A 19,915-nucleotide genomic window follows, 5' to 3' on the forward strand; every position below is an offset into this window, starting at 1 on the left:
TGATCGAAAGAAGCAATATGCCTCAGGCCAACCAATCCAGGGTCAAAATTAGCCGTCGCTCTGCATCCGCCAAGGCTGGAGAACGATGGATCAAGCCCGCGCCCTCGTTGCCCTGCCATCTCTCGCCCTTGAGCAAGGCCACTTCACCGGTGTGTATGTGTTCAATGTGCGAAGGGTCGGTTGGCTCTGCGAGCACCTGGCCTAAATGACGCCGTTCCATCACGCCTTCCTGCAACCACTGACTGCCAACTCCCGCGTACGTGGTAATTAGCCTGACAGGCACGTGGTCAACGTGAAACCGTGGGCACATCGCTTTATCCAAGGCCCTGAGGCGCAGTCCCACGCGCTTGGCGCCCAACAAGCAGGCGTAGGCACTGACGAGCCAGGAAATATCCGCAATGAAGCCCTCATAGCCTTCTAAGTCGTTGAACCTGGCAGCCAGCCCTGTCAGGTTGGGCTGGGCTTTTTCATCGGTCATTTCGAGCACCAGCGCGTCGGCCAGCGGCTCGTCGAGTGAGAGCAATAAAACCGAAAAATCGCTGATATGCAGCGGCAACTGACGCTGCCAAATCGCCAGATTGATGTCATCGTCCAAGACTCGCGCCATAACATCCGGCGTTGTCCCACATACGTGACCGACTAATGGTTGCGCAGTACGGGCCAGATTCATCATGCCGCCACCTCTTCGTGCCACTCACCAAAGGGGTCATTCAACTGCTTCCAGCCCTCAATACCGAGGGCCATTTCTTGGTCATTGAGCAAGCACGCGTCCAACTCGGCCGAGAGCAGGCCAAAGTCGATGTGCTGGCCGATAAAGACCAGTTCTTGACGACAATCAGCGGTATTGGGGAGCCATTTTTTAAGAATTTCAGCGTTGCTTTCCGGGTCTTGCGGCCATTGGTCGCGGGGCACAAAACGCCACCAGCGCCCCGCAAACCCATAACGCATCAACCCGCCCGCCTGAGACCAACTACCGGCTTCTTGGTACTTGCTGGCTAGCCAGAAAAAGCCTTTGGAGCGCAGCAATTTGCCGTTGGTCCATGGGCGATCAATAAAATTAAAAAACCGTTCGGGGTGAAACGGCCGCCGTGCGCGATAGGCCGTGGAAGCAATGCCGTACTCCTCGGTTTCTGGCACATGCTCACCACGTAGTTCTTGTAACCAGCCCGGCGCCTGGGCGGCTCGCTCAAAGTCAAAACGACCGGTATCGAGGATTTTTTTCAGTGGGACTTCGCCCATCACCATTGGGATGATGTCGGCCTGCGCGTTCAGACGCTCAAGAATGGCGATTAACTCCAAACGTTCGACACTGCTGATGAGGTCGATCTTGCTGATCAAAATAACGTCCGCGAACTCTATTTGTTCAATCAACAGGTCCGTGATCGAACGCTCATCGTCCTCACCCAACGTCTCGCCACGCGAGGCCAAACTGTCTGCGGCTTGATAGTCCTGCAAGAAATTCAGTCCATCCACCACCGTGACCATCGTGTCCAGGCGGGCAATATCGGCCAGGCTTTGGCCCGATTCATCGCGAAAGGTGAATGTTTCTGCGACGGGCAACGGTTCTGAAATACCCGTCGACTCGATCAATAAATAATCAAACCGCCCGTCTTTGGCCAATTTGCTGACCTCTTCCAATAAGTCTTCGCGCAGGGTGCAGCAGATACAGCCGTTGCTCATTTCGACCAATTTTTCTTCGGCGCGATTGAGGCTGACGTCACGCTGCACTTCACCGCCATCGATATTGATTTCACTCATGTCGTTGACGATCACGGCCACGCGCAAGTTTTCGCGGTTACGCAAAATGTAATTCAAGAGGGTGCTTTTTCCTGCACCGAGAAAACCAGACAACACGGTCACTGGTAGGCGTTTACGCATGGAAGTTCCTCATCAGGGTTGGCAGGTCAAAGCGCCCGCTTGTTGGCTAGGCCCTTTCAGGTCTGCCGGTAATGATACATTATAACAATACAAATCACGGAAATTGTTATCTTGTAACACCACTCCCATTTTCCCGACGGAAACTCCTTTTATGAACGCGCTAACCCTTCCTGATATTGCTTCGCAAAACGCTCGACAAATTGTTCCTCTGGAATGGGTGGGGATGTGCGGCATTGCCCTGCCGATTGTGATTGAGGGCCAACAACTCACCGCCACAGCCGATGCGGGTGTAAGCCTAGATGACGGTGAAGCCCGTGGAATTCACATGTCCCGACTTTATCTAGCGCTCGAAGTACTAGAGTCGCAGGACTTGAACCCGCTACTTTTGAAAAAAATTTTGCAGCAATTTCTCGACAGTCACGATGATTTATCGATCTGCGCCTTCCTGCGAATCCGCACACAGATGCTGCTAAAGCGCCCGGCGCTCGTCAGCCCATTGAGTGGCTGGAAGAGTTACCCGGTGAGCATCGACGCCTCTCTGAAAAACGGAATGTTCCACGTGGAACTAAAAGTAGAGGTGAACTATTCATCGACTTGCCCATGCTCAGCGGCCTTAGCCCGGCAACTTATTCAGCAGCAGTTCGTAAGTGACTTTGCCAATAAGCCATTGCAGCACGCTGAAGTTTTAACGTGGCTTGGCAGTTCGCAGGGAATTGTGGCAACACCTCACAGCCAACGAAGTACCGCTTCTTTGCAGACGCTGATCAGTTCCGAAGTGCAGCAGTTCCCCATCAAGATGCTCATTGATGAGGCAGAAAGAGCGTTGGGAACCGCCGTGCAAACCGCAGTAAAGCGCGCCGATGAGCAAGCCTTTGCGTTGGCCAATGGTCAGAACTTGATGTTTTGCGAGGATGCAGCGCGGCGGTTGAATGTCGTTTTGAAGACAGTGCCGGGCGTGAATGGCTTCAACGTGAAAGTGGTCCACGCCGAAAGTTTGCACAGCCATGATGCGGTGGCTGAGAGTCGCTGGAACTGGAGGGCTCGGTGATCGGCAGTAAGCGATTGGGTTTGTGCGGCACAGCTGATTGTAGAAACGAGCTTGTTGGCGATCTTTTAAAAGATCAAAAGCTCGCTCCTACACGTTCTGTTTTTTAAGAACGCGGTTTAACGGTTCCACAGTCTTGTCCAAGCCAAAGAGCACGCGTGTCCATGCTGCCCTTTTGCTGAACACCGGTGGCATTGAAAGTGCCAATCACCTGAGTGGTAAATTCACGATCGCTGGCGAATTTTGCTACGCCGGCACCTTGGGCTTTTGGGCAACTAAACCGGAACTTCCACAGATTTCCACTACGCTCAGTGATCTGCTGATTACAACCGGACTTGGGGTCGGTCAACGGAATATCATCCGTCTTCACTTGCTCGGGCGTGAGGCAAACCCGAATCCCTTTACCACCCATGCTTAACCCCTGGCTTTCCAACTGAGCTTTCATCTCGGGGGTCATCATGTTCTGAAACTGACCTAACATTACCTGCAGGTCTGGAAGCTGTTGACCATCCACCTGCATATTGCTGGAGGTCACTTCCCAAAGACCCGGTTGCAGCATTTGGGCTTGGGCCACAGAGATGGATAAACCACAGGCTACAAACAGCCCAAGCAGACGAACATTCATCAATGTCACTCCTACGGAATTGTCCGCGTTAGACGTCAAAAATAAGCGGGTGTTGCACGGAAACCCAAATAGCACATTCGCACTAAAACACGGTCTGTTGTACTTAGGCGTTGGACATTCAGGAGTAAGGATACGCATGGATTATTTAGGCCCACACGTTATTGGTTATCTGATTTTATTGATCCACAGCTTAGGCTTGATTGCAGCGGTACACGCGGTATTAACCGTGCGAACAGCTCAGGGGGCGATTGCATGGGCCATGTCACTGTTCTTCATTCCCTACTTAACACTCATCCCGTACCTGATATTTGGTCGCAGCACGTTTGACGATTACATACGCGCCCGACGCGACGCCAATCAAGAAATGCGCGAAGCCATCACCGACCTAAACTGGCGACCATGGGTTGAAGAAGCGCTCGCTGCTCGAAACTCCAAAGCCTATACATCGCTGCGCGCCATGCCCAAGTTGGGTCGCATGCCGTGTCTTGCGAACAACAGCGTACGCTTGCTGATCAATGGCACCGCGACCTTCGAGGCGATATTTAGCGCCATTCGTTCAGCCAAAAAAGTGGTGCTGGTTCAGTTCTTTATCATCCACAACGACAAGCTCGGGATGCAGTTACACGCCCTCCTGCTGGAAAAAGCCGCTGAAGGGGTTGCAGTGCATGTGCTGTACGACAGCATCGGTAGCCACACCCTACCCAAAAGCTACGGTGAAAGCCTGCGTGCTGGCGGTGTCCAAATCTACGCATTTGCTACACGCGGAGGCTGGATCAGTCGCTTCCAGGTGAACTTTCGCAACCACCGAAAAGTGGTCGTGGTGGATGGCGTGAAAGGCTTTGTCGGCGGGCATAACGTGGGCGACGAATACCTAGGGGCCAAGCCGCCACTCTCACCGTGGCGCGATACCCATGTCGAAGTCAGTGGCCCGGTGGTGGCTTGCCTGCAAGAGTCTTTTGCTGAGGACTGGTTCTGGGCATCACGGCAATTGCCGCCGCTGATCCTGCCACAGAGTTATCCCGAAAACGGCATGCTCTGCCAATTTATGGCCAGCGGCCCAGCGGATCCCTACGAGACCTGCTCACTGTTTTTCGTTGAGGCCATTCACGCCGCCAATCAGCGGGTGTGGATAACCACGCCCTACTTTGTACCGGATGAAGCGGTGTTCTCGGCATTGCGCCTCGCCGTTTTGCGTGGGGTGGATGTGCGTATCCTGATCCCGTCCCGGCCCGACCATAAAATTGTCTTCGCAGCCTCCAGCTTGTATGCCTTCGAAGCGGTGCGTGCAGGCGTGCGGATCTTCCGTTATCAACCCGGCTTCGTGCATCAGAAAGTGGTGTTGGTCGACAACGAAATCAGCGCCATTGGCAGCGCCAACATGGATAACCGTTCATTCCGTCTCAATTTCGAGGTGATGTTGTTGACGGTGGACGAGGCGTTTGCGACCGAGGTTGAACACATGCTGCTGGATGACTTCGCCCTGGCGCACGAAGTGACCAATGAGGACATCAAGGCCACGCATCGCTTACAACAACTGGGTATGCGCGTCGCCCGACTGGTGTCGCCCATCTTGTAAAAAAGCAAAAAAAAAGCCGTGTCGCAGGCAGCGGCACGGCTTAGGAATGTTCAAACTCTGCGCTCAGCGATAAATATCCGCACGCGTCGGTGGCAATTCGATTGAGCCATCGGCATGGGGTTTGGTCGCCAGAATTTGATCGATGTTGATCCAGCCATGGGTAAAGGCGTAAGCACAACCCGCCAGGTACAGGCGCCAGATACGCAAGGCTTTTTCAGGCACCATCTTGGCAGCAACCTCTAGATTGTTTTCCAGACGCTGGCTCCAATGCTCCAAAGTACGGGCGTAATGCAGGCGCAGGCTTTCGACGTCGACCACCTCCAAACCGGCTTCACTGATCTCGGCGGTGATCATCGAAAGATGCGGCAGCTCGCCATTCGGGAAGACATAGCGATCGATAAAATCCCCCGCCCCACGACCCACCGGACGCCCGTCTGTGTGCTTGGCGGTGATGCCATGGTTCATCACCAGGCCGCCTTCGCGTACCGCGTTCGAGAGGATTTCGCAGTACTCACGCAGGTTGGCGTGACCCACATGCTCAAACATGCCCACGCTGACAATTTTGTCGAAACGGCCGTCTTGCGGCAGATCACGGTAGTCCAGCAATTGCAGGTCAACTTTGTCTTGCAGGCCTTCGGCTTTAACGCGCTCAAGCCCCAATGCCAGTTGTTCTTTACTCAGGGTAATGCCAAATACTTTGACCCCGTACTCTCGAGCCGCGAAGCGCGCCAGCCCCCCCCAACCGCAGCCAACGTCCAATAAATATTCGCCCGGCTTTAGCCGCAACTTGCGACACAGCAGACGAAACTTGGCTTGCTGGGCTTCATCAAGGGTCTCGTCACCCGTTTCAAAATAACCGCACGAATAGGCCATATCGCGATCAAGCCACAACTGATAAAAGTCGTTGGACAGGTCGTAGTGGTAAGAGATAGATGCCGCATCGGTTTCTTTGTCGTGGTGTACGCGCGAAGGCTGAGTGACATCTTCGGACACCAGCGCTTGGCTTAACTCATCACAGAGGCGAATCACTTCGCTGATGGAACCCTCAAGCTCAAGCTTGCCCTCGACAAATGCGCTGCCCAATAGATCAAGACTGGGGTGCGTAAACTCCGCAACGAGCTGCGGGTCCTTGACCACAATCGTGACGCTGGGCTCCGGCCCCAAATTAAACTCGTGTCCGTCCCAAAGTTTTAGCCGTAATGGAAGCTGAAGTTTCTGTAAAGCTGGTGGCAGTTGCGCAAGCATCAGTGAGTCCCCCTTCATTCAGAACAACGAATCTATAGGTTAGACGATTAGCGGAAACTTTCAGCTCCAGGAGCCGAAAGGCGGAGTCTAGAGCCGGTGCGGTAAGTTCTCGGGCTGGGAGTGAGCCACGTTGGCAGGTACCTCCAGTGGTTCATGAAAACGCAGCAAGCGTCCAGCATTGCCCAATACCAACAGCGTGCTGAGGTTGTGCAGCAAGGCGGCAATCATCGCGCCAGCAGCACCCAGCCAACCAAACGCGGCGGCGGCAACAATGGCCAGTGTCCAGCCAAGGCCGATAAACACATTAACCTGCAACGTCTGCCGACACTCGCGGCTCAATCGCACGCACGTACCCAAACGGCGCAGATCACTGCCGATCAGCACGATGTCTGAGGAGGCCAATGCAATGTCTGCTCCCCCTGCGCCCATCGCCACGCCGACCACACCCGCCTTGAGCGCCAGCGAATCATTGATCCCGTCACCCACGACCATCGGCCTGAAGCCGCTGTCGATTTCACTCAGTACACGCTTCAATTTGTCTTCTGGCAATGCCTGAGCCTGCACGTCGCTGATGCCCACCATCCGCGCCATATGTTCGGCCACGCTCTGACGGTCACCCGTCAACAAGACCTGACGCCCAAGCCCCAACTCACGCAATTCACTCAACGCCTCTTGGGCTTCTGGCTTGACGCTGTCTGCCAGTAGCAACCAACCGAGGAATTGCCCATCAAGCGAAAGCCCCGCAATAGGACCATCATGTTCCGGCACTGGCGTGGTGGTAATAGCCAATTGGTCGAATAGTTCAGGCCGACCCAAGGCCGCTTCGCCTTGCTCGGTGTTGGCCACCACTCCCAATCCTTGACGCTCGCGAACATCGCTCAGCTCAAGCATGTGCGCGTGACTTACCAAACCCGCCAAGGCACGGCTCACCGGATGGCTGCTGGCAGCGCCCAGACTGGCGGCCAGTTGCAACAGCCGTGGGTGGTCAGCGTGCTCGGTTTCAACCGCGTGCAGACGCAAAGTGCCATAGGTCAGGGTTCCGGTTTTATCCACAACCAATGACGTTAAGTCAGCCAGTTCTTCAAGAAACGCCGAACTGCGGATCAAAATGCCGTGGCGCGCAGCCACCGCGATTCCGGCAATGGCCGTGGCCGGTGCCGACAACACCAACGCGCAGGGGCACGCAGCCACCAACACCGCGAGCATGGCTTGCGCATCATTGGTGATAAACCAGGTCACCGCCGCGATCATCAACACCAGCACCATGTAACCGCCCGCGTACCGTTCAAGCAAACGGGTGATAGGGGGTTTAGCGCGCTCGGCGTTCTGCATCAGGGCGATGACTTTGCCCAGTGTCGATTCCTCACCTGTGCGCGTTACCTCTACCCGCAGCAAGCCGTCGAGGTTGATTGCGCCACCAAAAATGGGCATCCCGACACTGACTTCCAGCGGTACTGACTCCCCGGTAATCGACGCCGTGTCGAGGCTAGCTTGCCCTGATAACACCACGCCATCAGCCGGTACCCGATCGCCCGCGCGCACTTCAACGTGGTCTCCTGGGCGGAGTGTGCTGTTGTCGACTTCGCGCAAGCTGCCATCTGCATCAAACAAACGCGCTTGGCTGCGGGTCAGTTTGGCAAGTGCGTGAATGGCTTCTTGCGAACCGATCACGCTGCGCTCTTCGAGCACGTGGCCAAAGATCATGATGATCGGCAGCAATGCGGCGGTCAGTAAATCGCCGGTGGCCCATGCACCCAACATCGCCAGGGCAATCAGTTGGTCAGTGATGCCGTGCAGGCTTGGATAACGCAGGCTGTACCAGGCCGAACGCATGACCGGCACCGCCACCAACAACGAGGCAAACCCCAGCAACAACTGACTGGTGCCCACTTGCAGTGGCATCCACCAGCGCCACGCCAAACCAAGCGCTAATAAGCCCAGCGCCAGCATCGCCAAGGTCAGTTGGCGGGCGGCGCTGCGTTGCTCGGCGCTGCTCAGCAAATTGACGGCGGGTTGGGTTGCAGGCGTACTCATTGTTCGGCTCCCTGAATAATCAGACGGGAATCGTCTTTGGGGTCAACGGTGGTGACAGAACCGGCCTGCCCCAAAATTTTCGGCATCCGTTCGCGATACAAACGCAGCAACAAACCGGGGTCATTGCCTGCCTGTTGCACCTTGGCCAAGTTGACGATGCCTGCCGTGTCCGACTGCGCTTGAGCCAATCGCTCACTGGCTTGAGCGTGCGCTTGTTCCACGCTACGGTCGGCTTGCTGAGTTGCCGCCTGAGTCACTTTGGCCGCGTCGTTACGCGCATTGGCTACCGCTTTTTCGGCTTGCTGGCTGGCGGTGAGCACGGCGTTAAACGCATTCACTGCCGGGCCCGGCAAACTCGATTGCACGTCAACCCGCACCACTTGCACACCCAAGCCCTGTCCCGTGGCGCTCAATGCCGCCAATTGCTGATTGATGCCTTGCACCAAATCACCGCGCAAACGCTCGCGGCGCTCAGCCGCCTGTTTGTCGCTGCCAATCAACTCAGGACGCGCCACCAGAATGGTATCCAAATCCCGGGCCGCGGTCAGCGCCACCGCACTGCGTGTGACCAGCCGATCCAGCGCGGGCAACACATGCTCACCTTGCAGCACGAAGGCATAAGGGTCGGTGACGTTGTAAAACACCCGCACATCCAATTGCACAACGCCCGCATCACCGGTCAGCAAATACCCGGAGCCGGCCAGCGCATCGTTGATCGGCGTGGCAAACGTTGCAACTCGGTCGGCCTGCAAGGCGCTGTCCGAACGCAGCAGGTTTTCGATCCGTCGCTCACTCACACGGTCGGCGGCGGGCACGATCACCACTTGCTCAAACGGCTGCGGCCAGGCCCACAACAAACCGGCATTGTGGATGCGATCTAGGGCGCCAAAGCGCAACACCACAGCCCGGTTCTGCGGATCAATTTGCCGCACATTGGAAACACCCCACGCCACGGCGGCAAATACCGTCACCGCATATAACCCCAAAAATGCCAAGCGCCCGGCTTGTTGCCACGGGCTGCTGACACCTGGGGTGTCTTCAGAGTCGAGGCTCATGGACGCGCTCCAGCCTTGCTGTCCAATGAGGGCGGTCCGTCGACCAGGACCCGAAACGGTGCCGCATCCGTGCGCAGAATAATTTTGGTGCCTGGATTTACCATCGTCCCCAACGTATCGAGCGAACGCAGCAGGTTGTACAACTCTGGCGAACGGGCGTATGCCTGCCCATAAATCTGCGCAGCTTCGACCCGCGACTTAGCCTCGATGTCAGCCGCTTTAACGCTGGCATCGGCTTGCAGAATGCGGGCATCGCGCTCGGCCGCCGAACGAATTTGCGCCGCTTCACGCTTACCTACAGCCGTGCGTTCAGTGGCGATGGTTTCACGCTCGGCGCGCATGCGATCGACCGTGGCAGTGAGCGTGACCGACGGCAGTGTCAGGCGCTCAATGCCCACTTGCAGCACGCGCACACCATAGGTACTGAGCAATTGTTGTTCGATTTGTTGACGCAGTTGCGCTTCAAAGTCGGCAATTTTGACGTGGCTGGCATCGGTGTTCACCAGGCTCGACAGGTCAAAACTGGCCGCTGTGGTTTCCAGCGCCGAGCCAACAAAGGTGCGGATCTGTCGGGCCGCTTCGTCCGGCTGGTTCTGCACGGCACGCATAAAACGCTGTACGTTTTCGGCGTCGCCCTGCACCTGCCAGGCCACGTAGGCCTGCACGATAATGCGCAGACCGTCGCGCGTGCCGACATCTTGCAGACCACTGGATGTAGTGCGCAGGCGCAAGTCCACCGGCACGCTGACTTCAAAGGGCGCGGGCCAGCGCCAGCCCAGACCGGGTTCAAGCAGCACGCGGGCCGGATTGCCAAAACGAGTGATGACGGTCGCTTCGCCCGAACGGACTTGCACCAGGCTCGCGGCGGCAACCGCGAACAACACCAACAAGGCGGCCCAGCCCATGCGTCGCCAAGGAAACGGGCTCGGCTCATGGTCATCACACTGATGGTGATGATGGTGGCCGTGATGATGGCCGCCGTGCGCGTGATGATCGTGTGAGTGGCTCAAAACAAGACTCCTTACTGAACAGCTTTACGCGGCGCGACAGGATCGGCCGGCAGCGTGAAAGAACGCAGATCGAGGGTTGGCGCGTTGCTGCCCCCAAGGCGGTGGTCGAGGATCAACAATTTGGCGTTGTTCATGCCTTGGCTAAGCTGGGTTAAGTACTGCTCCAGCACAAAGGCGTGACCGGCCTCGGCATAGGCTTTTTGTTCAGCGCCAAAACGCAGGTCTGAAGTCTGCGCGGTCGCGTTCACTTCCCGCGCTGCCGCGCTGGCTTGGTCCAGAGCTATGCTGGCTTGCAATTGCGCGACGTTCGCCTGTTCGCTGGCCGCACCCCGTTCACGTGCGATCAATGCCTGCGCGCTAATTTGCGCCGCCTGCACCGCGTGATAAGCATTCGCCGCACCCGCCGGCGGGTGAATGGCCTCGACCACGGTGGCGAGAATTTCGACCCCGCTGTCCAACGCATCCAGATCGGCCTGCACCGCATGCCCAATGTCAGCAGCCAACGCCGTACGCTGTTCGCCCAACAGTCCATCCAATGTACGAGACGCAAAGTCGTGCACCAGAATGCGGCTGGCCGTACTGCGGATCAGCGTCGGCACATCGGCACTGTGATAGGTCGCGGCAATCGCCGCTTGATCGCTCAGGCCTATGCGGTACACAAAGCGCACGTCCATGTTGACGATCTGAAAGCCCTGCTTGTCGCCTGTGCCACTGGCAATGACTTGGGATTTGTCATTCACATGGGTGGCGTCCCACAAGCGATTGGCCGTTAGTGGCGGCAGGCCATCCGCCGATGCCAGTACCGGGTCAGCGGCCGATTCGGTGCTGGTGGCCAGCTCATGCACCACGCCGTTTTCGACCGCCAGCACCCGGCCCAATGGCCACGGCAAGCCTACGTGTAATCCCGGACCGAGGACGTCGACCGGCTTACCAAAGCGTTCATAAATGCCACGGCCTTGCAGCGGGACTTCATTCACGCCGCTCAGCGCCCAACCCACCGCAACGATCACTGCCAGCACCGGGAAGAACGCCTTGCGCATGTAACTGAACGCCCAGATTTGTCGCAGGTCGATACCAAACCGGTTGTGCAATTCGTGTTGTAACGCCAGCAACGGTTGCGGCGGCCAGCGCAACATCCCGGCAATAAAACTCTGCGCGATCATGCGTGGTTCACGCTTATCGCGCTGCGGGCTGAACACCGACGCCACTGCCCGCAGGATTAACTCAATCGCTACGGCCGCTGGCAACACGCCCGTTAACACCGCAACACGCGCGGGCCACACAGAATCGTCGCGGCTAAATAGCAGACAGAGCGCGCTCAACAGAAACGTAATGATCGGCACCCGCACCAGCGGCGCGAGCAACCGGGCTTCTGGCCATCTGGCATCGGGTTGTTGCGCCAGATAACGCTCAAACACCAACAGCGCAAACGCCAGTAACACGGCTACCCCGGCCGCAATGCGGCCCCATGTGCCCAGGGCGGTACCGGGTAATGAGAGGTTCCAATTGTGCTGCACACACCACACGGCCAGGCCGCTGACACCCGCAAGCCACAAGGCTGGCGCGCCAATACTGCTTAACAACCGATATGACCCGGCGCTCAGCTTTCGGCAGAAGCGTTCATAAGCACTTAAAGATGCGGCGGGTTGTTGCTCAATGCTCACAGCGGCTGGCGGGTTTAACGCTGCGTTGCGCCAGTTGGCCACCCAAAAAGCCGATTGCGCACCCGCCGCCAGCACCAACAACGCCGCCGCAGTGTTATCAAGCAACGCAGGCCATAACGAATCAGAGGCAAACAAGCCGATGAAAAACGCCACCGTCCACGCCATGATTGCGAGGGCGGCGAGCACAACGCCTAGCTGGAAAAGTTGCCGTGCCTGAACGGAGGCGCTTTGAAAGCGAGACAACGACTCAAGGCCACCCTCCTCGGCATCTAAATCGACACGCATGGAAGCTCCACATTCTGAAATATATAGTTACGATATAACAAATAATGTGAAACTTCTGCGGGCCGCCAGCGATCTTCATCTTGGCGTGAGCGGGGCGTAGTAGAGGGACGAAAAACGTCTACCGAGTGGTCCAATAAACTGGCCCACTACAGCTGCCTCGCGATCTTTTGGTTGTTTAAAAGATCGCGAGACAAGCTCGATACATCGTACGGAAAAGCCTATTTTTCGACCCTGTGAGGGTTACTCGGGGTGCGCGATCAGCTGTTTAGCCAAAGCCTCAAATGCCGGAATGGTCACCGGGTCGTTCGCCGAGTTGCTGGCAATCGGGTTTGACGCATAACGCACGATAACCATCTCGGCTTTAGGGTCGATGTAGGTACGCTGACCGTAAACACCCCGCGCCATGAATGCGCCATCCGGGTTGTGGGTCACCCACCACATGTCGCGATAACTGCCGCCTTTGAGCAAGTCGTAACCCGCCTTGGCAAACGCGGCCTTGTCGCCGCCAGCACGAATATCATCGACCACCGCTTTGGGCACAATTTGCTCGCCCAGGAACTGGCCGTTGTTGCGGATCATCTCGCCAAACCGCGCCATATCCCGCAACCCAGTGTTCAACCCACCGCCTGCGAACGGCGTGCCGATTGAGTCGACGCTAAAGTACGCATCTTGTTCTGCGCCGAGGCGCTGCCAGATTTTTTCCGACAACAACTGCGCCACATTCTTGCCCGTGACCCGCGCAATCACCCAGCCCAGCACATCGGTGTTCACCGTTTTATAGGCGAAGGCCTGACCGTGCTCCCCTTCGGGCTGAACCGTCTGTAAGTACTCCATGTAACTCTGCGGCCCGGTGTAATCCTTGGGTTTTGGCAGTGGATTACCCGCCTGTGCATGCTTCCAGACTTCAGCATTCGGGTCGGCATAATCTTCGCTGTAGTTGAGCCCGGTGGTCATGTCCAGCACCTGACGCAGGGTCGCGCTGCCAAAAGCTGACTTAGCTAATTCCGGCACATAATCAGCCACTTTTTTAGTCGCATCCAAGGTGCCATCCGCCACCAGCATGGCACCCATCGTGCCCACTACCGATTTGGTCATCGACATGGCGCCGTGCTGACCTTGGGGGGTCAACACACCAAAATAACGCTCATAAATAATTTTTCCGCGGTGCAGCACTACAATACCGTCGGTGTAGTTGGCCGCCAGCGATTGCTCCCACGTCATCGGTTGGCTGGCGCCCAGCGGCGTAAAAGTCAGGGCGTCGATGTCTGTGCGCAAGGCTCGCGCCAGCGGTACCGGAGCGCCGAGCCCGCGGGACACATTGGTGGTGGGCATCAATTGGCGGAAGTTGGAAACACTCCAGCGCATGGCCGGAAACTGGAAATAACTGCCATCGGCAAAGCGCACGATGCGATCCGGTGGCGGTGGCGCGCCGACCATCCAGACCATCGTCTTGGGATCGCTGGCGGCGGCATCGGGGTAGGTGGTTTTATCGGTGGCGCAAGCGATGGAAGCAGCCAGGCAAGACAGTAAAAAAACCGCGCCGGTGCAGCCCGGTTTAAAAAAAAGCTTAAACATACAAACGCCTCAGTAAAGGAACGAGACCCGGCTCAACGACAGAACTGAATGTTCCATTTCAGTTCTAGACCGTGCGTTACCCAGCGCTAGAGAGGTTAGCGTGTATTGACGCCATCGCCGATAAATACGCAACGGCAGGATGAGTGCCTGTTGTAAGGCTTTTTTACGCGCCCACCTCGAGGTAACTCGACTCCCCGCCTCCGGTCGCGCCTGACAGCCAGCCCCATACGAAAGCCAGCGTGGTGCGCCCAGCGTGATCAACGCCGACCGTTCCACGGGACCAGCCGGAAAGCAGCTCACCTTCAGTGGTGATGCACTGATAAAGCAGTTCGATGGTGTCGGGACCGGTGGCGCGTCCGACCAAATGCCCCTGACGAATATGACCGCCTTGGTAGGTGCCTGATAGGGCATTACCCTCAACGTGGTAGTGAAACACGGTGCTGGCATCGGACAGCCCGTGAGCGTTTTGCGCGACGGCAAAGCGGCGATTGTTCATACGCTCGCTGATTTGAGGATAAGGACTGTCCATCCTAAAGAATGACCAGCGTGGCATCGATTTCGAACTGCATGGCATCCAAGGCAAGACGCGGAACCGGGATCAATGTGCTGGCCGGTAGGTGGTCGCCAAACAACTGTTTGAGCTCGGATTGGATGCAACCCACATACTCTTCCTGATGGTCAACCACCAGAAGCTGGACCTTCACAACGTGTTCCGGTCGGGCGCCAGATGCCTTGATGGCACACTTCAGATTGTTGAACGCCTTCGCAACTTGTTCAGCCATGGTCTTGCCGACGATGTTGCCCTGCGTATCGCTACTGGACTGACCCGAGAGGTACACCGTGTGTCCAGCGTTAGGCACCACAACGACTTGCGAAAATCCATAGGCGGACGTATCAAGCAATGTCGATGGATTGATGCAGGTAATCACCTTCGTTTGAATAGAACTTGTCATAACAAGGTTTCCTTGTGCGCGGTTGAAAAAATAATCGGGGGTTTTAAATAGGATCAGGTTAAGCCCTATGGGCATTTCTGGATTTAATTAGATTCATTTGAAATCTTTTCACCTCAGATTCCGTTGACGCTGATATTTTTTCCTGCACCATGAGTGTCTTTTCTCCGGGCACAAAGGTTAATCCATGGATCCGATCCCCCAAGACGAACGACTGATCAGAGCATTGGCTCGAGGCATCGTTGATCGTCCACGAGCAACCCTCAAAGACCTTGCTGAAGCTGCTGGCGTTAGCAAGGCAACCCTCCATCGTTTTTGCGGCACGCGCGATAACCTCGTGCACATCTTGGAGGCGCATGGCGAGGCTGCGCTGAACCAGGTAGTTAATAGGATTGATATGAACAGTGCCGATTCCAATGCGACATTCCGCAACCTAATCAGCGAGCATCTTGAGCATCGCGAACTGCTGGCGTTCTTACTGTTTCAATACCGCTCCGACACGGTAGGTACTGGAGGTAAAAGTGATCGCTGGCTCTCCTACATAAATGCGCTGGATGCGTTTTTCCTGTACGGGCAGCAATTGGGGGCTTTTCGAATAGACATCACGGCCGCCGTTTTCTCAGAACTGTTTACAACCATGATCTTCGCAATGGTCGATGCAGAGCGGCGTGGACGGGCGGCAAGCGCCCACTCCATCAATGTGTTGGAACAAATGTTTTTACACGGCGCCGCCAGTGCAAAATCCGGCAAGTAGACCCACCGCTGTCGAGCGCAAGATTGATAAAAAGAGCCTGATAGACGAAGACACACTGCGATAAAAAGCTGGTTACACCATCAAAGCCTAATAAAGCAGATCAAAAGATACCTATAATTCTCTAATGAGTCAAATTAGTCTCAAATAAGGTTTTATTGTCTTGATTATGAAGCTGGGCCAAGCGCTGATCATTCTGACTGGTACTGGGCTTCATGGAGGCTTGACCGTTTTACTGGTTCGGGTTTGGCAAAACGATGGTTTCCTCGAACTCTTCAGGCTGTTCGGCATTACTCACGATATGTCTTAAAATAGCCGGTTGCCGAAGAACCGTCATGACCACAGCCATGAAGGGCTTCCATCCTTTGCATTTAAGTGTGGTTAAGATGAACAAGCCTTTTATTTCTCTGTGCCCTGAAGTTACTCGTGCGCACGCGCTGACGTTAATGGAGTGGTTGGAGGATGAGCGCGTCACCTGCTATCTGAGCGATTCGCGTGATGTCTCGCGCACTATTGAACACGCCATTGATCGGACTCAATTGCCGATTCTGACTCATCTTTTCAACCAGGGCGGCCGGTTCTTCATGGCCTTTGACAGGCATGATGCCCCGGTGGGCTTTGTCCGTTTAATCAAAACTGGTGCCAATTGCGAGATAGTCCTGGTCATCGGAGACAGCGATAAATGGGGCCGAAACCTTGGCGCCCGCACGATCCGCGAAGGCATGAAACTGGCCTTCCTCGACATGCGAGCCAAGAAGCTCATCGCCAAGATCCACCCGGACAACGCGCGCTCGCTGAAAGCCTTTCTGCGCAGCGGCTTTGTGCTTGAGAGCGAAACGCCGACATTGAAGTCATTTTCCATGACGGCGGGGCGCTATCTCCAGCTCTTGCGCGAAGGTGCCGTTGGCGACTCCACCAAGATTTACATCACTGAAATCGACAAGGCCAGGCTCGAGATTCTTATCGCGATCGAGCAAGGTCCGGCCGTGGTTGAACTCGAACATGAACTTGAGCGAGCCATTGTCGTCAAGCCGCAGCAGGTGGCGCGCAATGTCGTCACGATGAACTCTAGGGCCTTGCTGCAACTGGACGACGAAGAAATCGAAGTGGCCTTGGTCTACCCAGAAGACGCGGACAGCAACGCAGGGAAGCATTCCGTGTATTCCGACATTGGCGCCGCCATCCTGGGCTACCAGGAGGGGGACGCCATCGACTGGCGAATTTCAGATCGAACCCGCCGCATTGAGATCAGGAAAGTGCTCTACCAGCCAGAGGCTGCGGGCGATTTCCATCTGTAAGTCACGACAGACGTTATTCCACGGTGACCGATTTCGCCAAGTTGCGCGGCTGATCTACGTCGGTGCCTTTGAGCACGGCAACGTAGTACGACAGCAGTTGCAGCGGGATGGTGTAGAGGATTGGGGCCAGCACATCGTGGATGTGCGGCATGTTGATCACGTGCGTGCCTTCGCCATTGCTCATGCCAGCTTGCTCGTCTGCAAACACGATCAACTCACCGCCACGGGCGCGAACTTCTTGCAGGTTGGATTTCAGTTTTTCCAACAGTTCATTGTTCGGCGCAACGGTCACTACCGGCATGTCGTTATCCACAAGCGCCAGTGGGCCGTGTTTCAGCTCACCGGCTGGGTACGCTTCGGCGTGGATGTACGAAATTTCTTTAAGCTTGAGCGCACCTTCCATCGCCACCGGGAACTGAGCTCCACGGCCCAGGAACAAGGTGTGGTGTTTGTCGGCAAACAGCTCGGCAACTTTTTCTACGGTGGCGTCCATCGCCAGTGCTTCACCCAAACGGGCTGGCAGGCGACGCAGTTCTTCAACCAGTTGCGCTTCAACACCGGCTTCCAGCGTGCCGCGAACTTGGCCCAGGGACAGGGTCAGTAACAGCAAGCCCACCAACTGAGTGGTGAAGGCTTTGGTCGATGCCACGCCAATTTCACGACCGGCCTGGGTCAGCAGGGTCAGGTCAGATTCACGCACCAGCGAGCTGATGCCGACGTTACAAATCGCCAAGCTGCCGAGGAAGCCCAGCTCTTTTGCGTTACGCAGTGCTGCTAGGGTGTCAGCGGTTTCGCCCGATTGTGAAATCGATACGAACAGGGTGTCTGGCTGGACGACCACCTTGCGGTAGCGGAACTCGCTGGCCACTTCGACCTGGCACGGAATACCGGCCAGCGCTTCAAGCCAGTAACGGGCAACCATCCCGGCGTGGTAGCTGGTACCGCAGGCGACGATCTGAACATTGCGCACTTTGGCGAACAGTTCTGCGGCCTGTGGGCCAAATGCCTGAACCAGTACGTGGTCCTGGCCCAGACGGTTTTCCAGGGTGCGTTGCACCACGCTTGGTTGCTCGTGAATTTCTTTGAGCATGTAGTGACGGAACTCGCCTTTGTCGGCAGCTTCGGCACCGTCGCGGTATTGCACAGCTTCGCGCTGAACGGTTTGGCCGTTTACGTCCCAGATTTGCACGCTGTCACGGCGAATTTCCGCAATGTCGCCTTCTTCCAGGTACATGAAGCGGTCAGTCACTTGGCGCAGGGCCAATTGGTCGGACGCCAAGAAGTTTTCACCCAGGCCCAAACCGATCACCAGCGGGCTGCCACTGCGAGCGGCGACCAAGCGATCCGGTTGTTTGGCATTGATAACGGCCAGACCGTAAGCACCGTGCAACTCTTTAACCGTGGCCTTCAAGGCTTCGGTGAGGTCGCTTTGCTCTTTAAGTTTGTGGTGCAGCAGGTGGGCGATCACTTCGGTGTCGGTGTCCGAGGTGAACACATAACCCAGGCCTTTGAGCTGTGCGCGCAACGCTTCGTGGTTTTCGATGATGCCGTTGTGCACAACAGCCAGATCAGCGCTCGAAAAATGCGGGTGAGCATTGCGCTCGCATGGCGCGCCGTGAGTAGCCCAACGGGTGTGCGCAATACCTAGGCGACCCACCAATGGCTCACCGGCCAGTGCTTGTTCCAACTCAGCTACTTTACCGTTGCGACGTACGCGCTCCAGTGTGCCGTTGTTGGTAAATACGGCCACACCGGCGCTGTCATAGCCGCGGTATTCAAGACGTTTCAGGCCTTCGAGCAGAATGGCCGTGATATTGCGTTCAGCGACTGCGCCTACAATTCCACACATAAGAGTCTCCTAGCTTAGGGCCGCGCATAACAGCGTTATGCCCCGGGCCTGAATCTGTTCGCGTGCCTCAAGCGGCAAGCGATCATCTGTAATAAGGGTATGGACGCTGCTCCAAGGCAGTTCCAAGTTGGGTATTTTGCGTCCGATCTTGTCGGACTCGACCATCACAATCACTTCACGCGCGACGTCGGCCATGACCCGGCTCAGGCCCAACAACTCATTAAACGTTGTCGTGCCCCGCTGCAGGTCGATCCCGTCAGCGCCGATAAACAATTGATCGAAGTCGTAAGAACGCAGCACCTGTTCGGCAACCTGTCCCTGAAAGGACTCGGAATGAGGGTCCCACGTGCCACCGGTCATCAACAGCACAGGTTCATGCTCTAGTTCACTGAGCGCGTTGGCCACGTGTAAGGAGTTGGTCATCACCACCAAGCCTGGTTGCAGGCCCAGTTGTGGAATCATCGAAGCGGTGGTGCTGCCGCTGTCGATAATGATGCGCGCATGTTCTTTAATCAGACCGACGGCCGCACGGGCAATGGCTTGTTTATAAAGAGAAACGGGCTGAGGGACATCGCTCACCAGTTCTTGCGGCATGGTGATGGCGCCGCCGTAACGACGCAGCAATAAGCCATTACTTTCGAGTGCCGCCAGATCCTTGCGAATCGTAACCTCGGAGGTTTCGAAGCGTTTGGCCAATTCATCCACGCTGACTTCACCCAACTCTGCGAGCAAGGCCAAGATGTTGTGTCTGCGCTGGGGCGTGTTGCGTTTAGACATGACGACTCTAAGTTTCGATTCGAAAGATAACGAAAGCAATAAAACCCTATCTCGAAATAGTCGTCAAGAAATTGTTGCGGTTTATTTTTGTGAATAACTCACTGTTGTCCCCATTTGCCGGGGTATTGCTCGGTCATTGATGGACAATAAAAGGGAATCTTATCCACAGGTCGTTGATGCTTGTTTTCGTAACATACTGATTTAAAACAGTTATACGATGACTTAAAAGTGTAACTAAATACAATGCTCGCTTGTGGATAACGTGTAGCTCGCGATCTTTTAAGATCAAAAGATCGCG

The 19,915-nt window shown here is 56.0% G+C and carries 17 protein-coding genes; 4 read left to right on the forward strand and 13 right to left on the reverse strand.

The window, feature by feature from the left end; all coding sequences use genetic code 11:
• Nucleotides 1-22: 22 nt before the first annotated feature.
• The gene (locus B347_RS0107560; RefSeq protein ID WP_026014046.1) at nucleotides 23-673 is read right to left on the reverse strand and encodes a DUF1826 domain-containing protein; all 651 of its coding nucleotides are present in this window, start codon (nucleotides 671-673) and stop codon (nucleotides 23-25) included.
• Nucleotides 670-1,878: a zinc metallochaperone GTPase ZigA gene (gene zigA, locus B347_RS0107565; protein ID WP_019409097.1), complete on the reverse strand. Its 1,209-nt coding sequence runs from the start codon at nucleotides 1,876-1,878 to the stop codon at nucleotides 670-672. Before zigA ends, B347_RS0107560 begins: the two co-directional genes overlap by 4 nt.
• A gap of 151 nt (nucleotides 1,879-2,029) precedes the next feature.
• Here zigA and folE2 point away from each other — a divergent pair, with 151 nt between their 5' ends.
• A complete protein-coding gene (folE2, locus tag B347_RS0107570) occupies nucleotides 2,030-2,926 on the forward strand; it encodes a GTP cyclohydrolase FolE2 (protein ID WP_026014047.1) in 897 nt (298 codons plus the stop codon).
• A gap of 103 nt (nucleotides 2,927-3,029) precedes the next feature.
• Here folE2 and B347_RS0107575 read toward each other — a convergent pair whose 3' ends face one another.
• Nucleotides 3,030-3,548, reverse strand: coding sequence for a DUF3617 domain-containing protein (locus B347_RS0107575; protein WP_019409099.1), 519 nt, complete (start codon nucleotides 3,546-3,548; stop codon nucleotides 3,030-3,032).
• Between the two features lie 136 nt (nucleotides 3,549-3,684).
• On the opposite strand from B347_RS0107575, the gene cls reads away from it, so the two are divergent.
• Nucleotides 3,685-5,124 (forward strand): cardiolipin synthase, encoded by a 1,440-nt coding sequence (gene cls, locus B347_RS0107580; protein ID WP_019409100.1) that lies wholly within the window; start codon nucleotides 3,685-3,687, stop codon nucleotides 5,122-5,124.
• 63 nt (nucleotides 5,125-5,187) lie between these two features.
• On the opposite strand, the gene cfaB is transcribed toward cls, so the two are convergent.
• The 8 genes from cfaB to B347_RS0107620 form a co-directional block, all read right to left on the reverse strand.
• Nucleotides 5,188-6,369 carry a C17 cyclopropane fatty acid synthase CfaB gene (gene cfaB / locus B347_RS0107585; RefSeq protein ID WP_026014048.1) on the reverse strand — a complete coding sequence of 394 codons (1,182 nt, stop codon included), beginning with the start codon at nucleotides 6,367-6,369 and terminating at the stop codon, nucleotides 5,188-5,190.
• Nucleotides 6,370-6,456: 87 nt separating this feature from the next.
• The gene (locus B347_RS0107590; RefSeq protein WP_019409102.1) at nucleotides 6,457-8,403 is read right to left on the reverse strand and encodes a cation-translocating P-type ATPase; all 1,947 of its coding nucleotides are present in this window, start codon (nucleotides 8,401-8,403) and stop codon (nucleotides 6,457-6,459) included.
• Nucleotides 8,400-9,458 carry a protease modulator HflK gene (hflK, locus tag B347_RS0107595; protein WP_019409103.1) on the reverse strand — a complete coding sequence of 353 codons (1,059 nt, stop codon included), beginning with the start codon at nucleotides 9,456-9,458 and terminating at the stop codon, nucleotides 8,400-8,402. The genes B347_RS0107590 and hflK (B347_RS0107595) overlap by 4 nt, the downstream gene beginning before the upstream one ends.
• Nucleotides 9,455-10,468 (reverse strand): protease modulator HflC, encoded by a 1,014-nt coding sequence (gene hflC, locus B347_RS0107600; RefSeq protein ID WP_026014049.1) that lies wholly within the window; start codon nucleotides 10,466-10,468, stop codon nucleotides 9,455-9,457. The genes hflK (B347_RS0107595) and hflC overlap by 4 nt, the downstream gene beginning before the upstream one ends.
• 11 nt (nucleotides 10,469-10,479) lie before the next feature.
• A complete protein-coding gene (hflK, locus tag B347_RS0107605) occupies nucleotides 10,480-12,417 on the reverse strand; it encodes a protease modulator HflK (RefSeq protein WP_019409105.1) in 1,938 nt (645 codons plus the stop codon).
• A 240-nt stretch (nucleotides 12,418-12,657) separates the two neighbouring features.
• Complete coding sequence (locus B347_RS0107610) at nucleotides 12,658-13,992, reverse strand: serine hydrolase domain-containing protein (RefSeq protein WP_019409106.1); 1,335 nt, start codon at nucleotides 13,990-13,992, stop codon at nucleotides 12,658-12,660.
• A 163-nt stretch (nucleotides 13,993-14,155) separates the two neighbouring features.
• The gene (locus B347_RS0107615) at nucleotides 14,156-14,521 is read right to left on the reverse strand and encodes a hypothetical protein (protein WP_026014050.1); all 366 of its coding nucleotides are present in this window, start codon (nucleotides 14,519-14,521) and stop codon (nucleotides 14,156-14,158) included.
• A 1-nt stretch (nucleotide 14,522) separates the two neighbouring features.
• Nucleotides 14,523-14,945, reverse strand: a complete 423-nt coding sequence (locus B347_RS0107620; RefSeq protein WP_019409108.1) for a RidA family protein — start codon at nucleotides 14,943-14,945, stop codon at nucleotides 14,523-14,525.
• A gap of 184 nt (nucleotides 14,946-15,129) precedes the next feature.
• On the opposite strand from B347_RS0107620, the gene B347_RS0107625 reads away from it, so the two are divergent.
• Both B347_RS0107625 and B347_RS0107635 read left to right on the forward strand, forming a co-directional pair.
• The gene (locus B347_RS0107625) at nucleotides 15,130-15,696 is read left to right on the forward strand and encodes a hypothetical protein (protein ID WP_019409109.1); all 567 of its coding nucleotides are present in this window, start codon (nucleotides 15,130-15,132) and stop codon (nucleotides 15,694-15,696) included.
• 332 nt (nucleotides 15,697-16,028) lie between these two features.
• Nucleotides 16,029-16,991 (forward strand): bifunctional GNAT family N-acetyltransferase/nucleoside diphosphate kinase regulator, encoded by a 963-nt coding sequence (locus B347_RS0107635; RefSeq protein WP_026014051.1) that lies wholly within the window; start codon nucleotides 16,029-16,031, stop codon nucleotides 16,989-16,991.
• A 13-nt stretch (nucleotides 16,992-17,004) separates the two neighbouring features.
• On the opposite strand, the gene glmS is transcribed toward B347_RS0107635, so the two are convergent.
• Complete coding sequence (glmS, locus tag B347_RS0107640; protein ID WP_019409112.1) at nucleotides 17,005-18,840, reverse strand: glutamine--fructose-6-phosphate transaminase (isomerizing); 1,836 nt, start codon at nucleotides 18,838-18,840, stop codon at nucleotides 17,005-17,007.
• Nucleotides 18,841-18,849: 9 nt separating this feature from the next.
• Nucleotides 18,850-19,617, reverse strand: coding sequence for a DeoR/GlpR family DNA-binding transcription regulator (locus B347_RS0107645; RefSeq protein ID WP_019409113.1), 768 nt, complete (start codon nucleotides 19,615-19,617; stop codon nucleotides 18,850-18,852).
• Nucleotides 19,618-19,915 lie beyond the last annotated feature (298 nt).

The organism is Pseudomonas psychrophila HA-4 (assembly GCF_000282975.1).
Lineage (GTDB): Bacteria > Pseudomonadota > Gammaproteobacteria > Pseudomonadales > Pseudomonadaceae > Aquipseudomonas > Aquipseudomonas psychrophila_A.

Bases quoted from the DNA above. Each gene is read 5' to 3' on its own strand.
- B347_RS0107560 (WP_026014046.1), bottom strand. From the start codon at position 673: ATGATGAATCTGGCCCGTACTGCGCAACCATTAGTCGGTCACGTATGT.
- zigA (WP_019409097.1), bottom strand. From the start codon at position 1,878: ATGCGTAAACGCCTACCAGTGACCGTGTTGTCTGGTTTTCTCGGTGCA.
- folE2 (WP_026014047.1), top strand. From the start codon at position 2,030: ATGAACGCGCTAACCCTTCCTGATATTGCTTCGCAAAACGCTCGACAA.
- B347_RS0107575 (WP_019409099.1), bottom strand. From the start codon at position 3,548: ATGAATGTTCGTCTGCTTGGGCTGTTTGTAGCCTGTGGTTTATCCATC.
- cls (WP_019409100.1), top strand. From the start codon at position 3,685: ATGGATTATTTAGGCCCACACGTTATTGGTTATCTGATTTTATTGATC.
- cfaB (WP_026014048.1), bottom strand. From the start codon at position 6,369: ATGCTTGCGCAACTGCCACCAGCTTTACAGAAACTTCAGCTTCCATTA.
- B347_RS0107590 (WP_019409102.1), bottom strand. From the start codon at position 8,403: ATGAGTACGCCTGCAACCCAACCCGCCGTCAATTTGCTGAGCAGCGCC.
- hflK (WP_019409103.1), bottom strand. From the start codon at position 9,458: ATGAGCCTCGACTCTGAAGACACCCCAGGTGTCAGCAGCCCGTGGCAA.
- hflK (WP_019409105.1), bottom strand. From the start codon at position 12,417: ATGCGTGTCGATTTAGATGCCGAGGAGGGTGGCCTTGAGTCGTTGTCT.
- B347_RS0107610 (WP_019409106.1), bottom strand. From the start codon at position 13,992: ATGTTTAAGCTTTTTTTTAAACCGGGCTGCACCGGCGCGGTTTTTTTA.
- B347_RS0107615 (WP_026014050.1), bottom strand. From the start codon at position 14,521: ATGGACAGTCCTTATCCTCAAATCAGCGAGCGTATGAACAATCGCCGC.
- B347_RS0107620 (WP_019409108.1), bottom strand. From the start codon at position 14,945: ATGACAAGTTCTATTCAAACGAAGGTGATTACCTGCATCAATCCATCG.
- B347_RS0107625 (WP_019409109.1), top strand. From the start codon at position 15,130: ATGGATCCGATCCCCCAAGACGAACGACTGATCAGAGCATTGGCTCGA.
- B347_RS0107635 (WP_026014051.1), top strand. From the start codon at position 16,029: ATGACCACAGCCATGAAGGGCTTCCATCCTTTGCATTTAAGTGTGGTT.
- glmS (WP_019409112.1), bottom strand. From the start codon at position 18,840: ATGTGTGGAATTGTAGGCGCAGTCGCTGAACGCAATATCACGGCCATT.
- B347_RS0107645 (WP_019409113.1), bottom strand. From the start codon at position 19,617: ATGTCTAAACGCAACACGCCCCAGCGCAGACACAACATCTTGGCCTTG.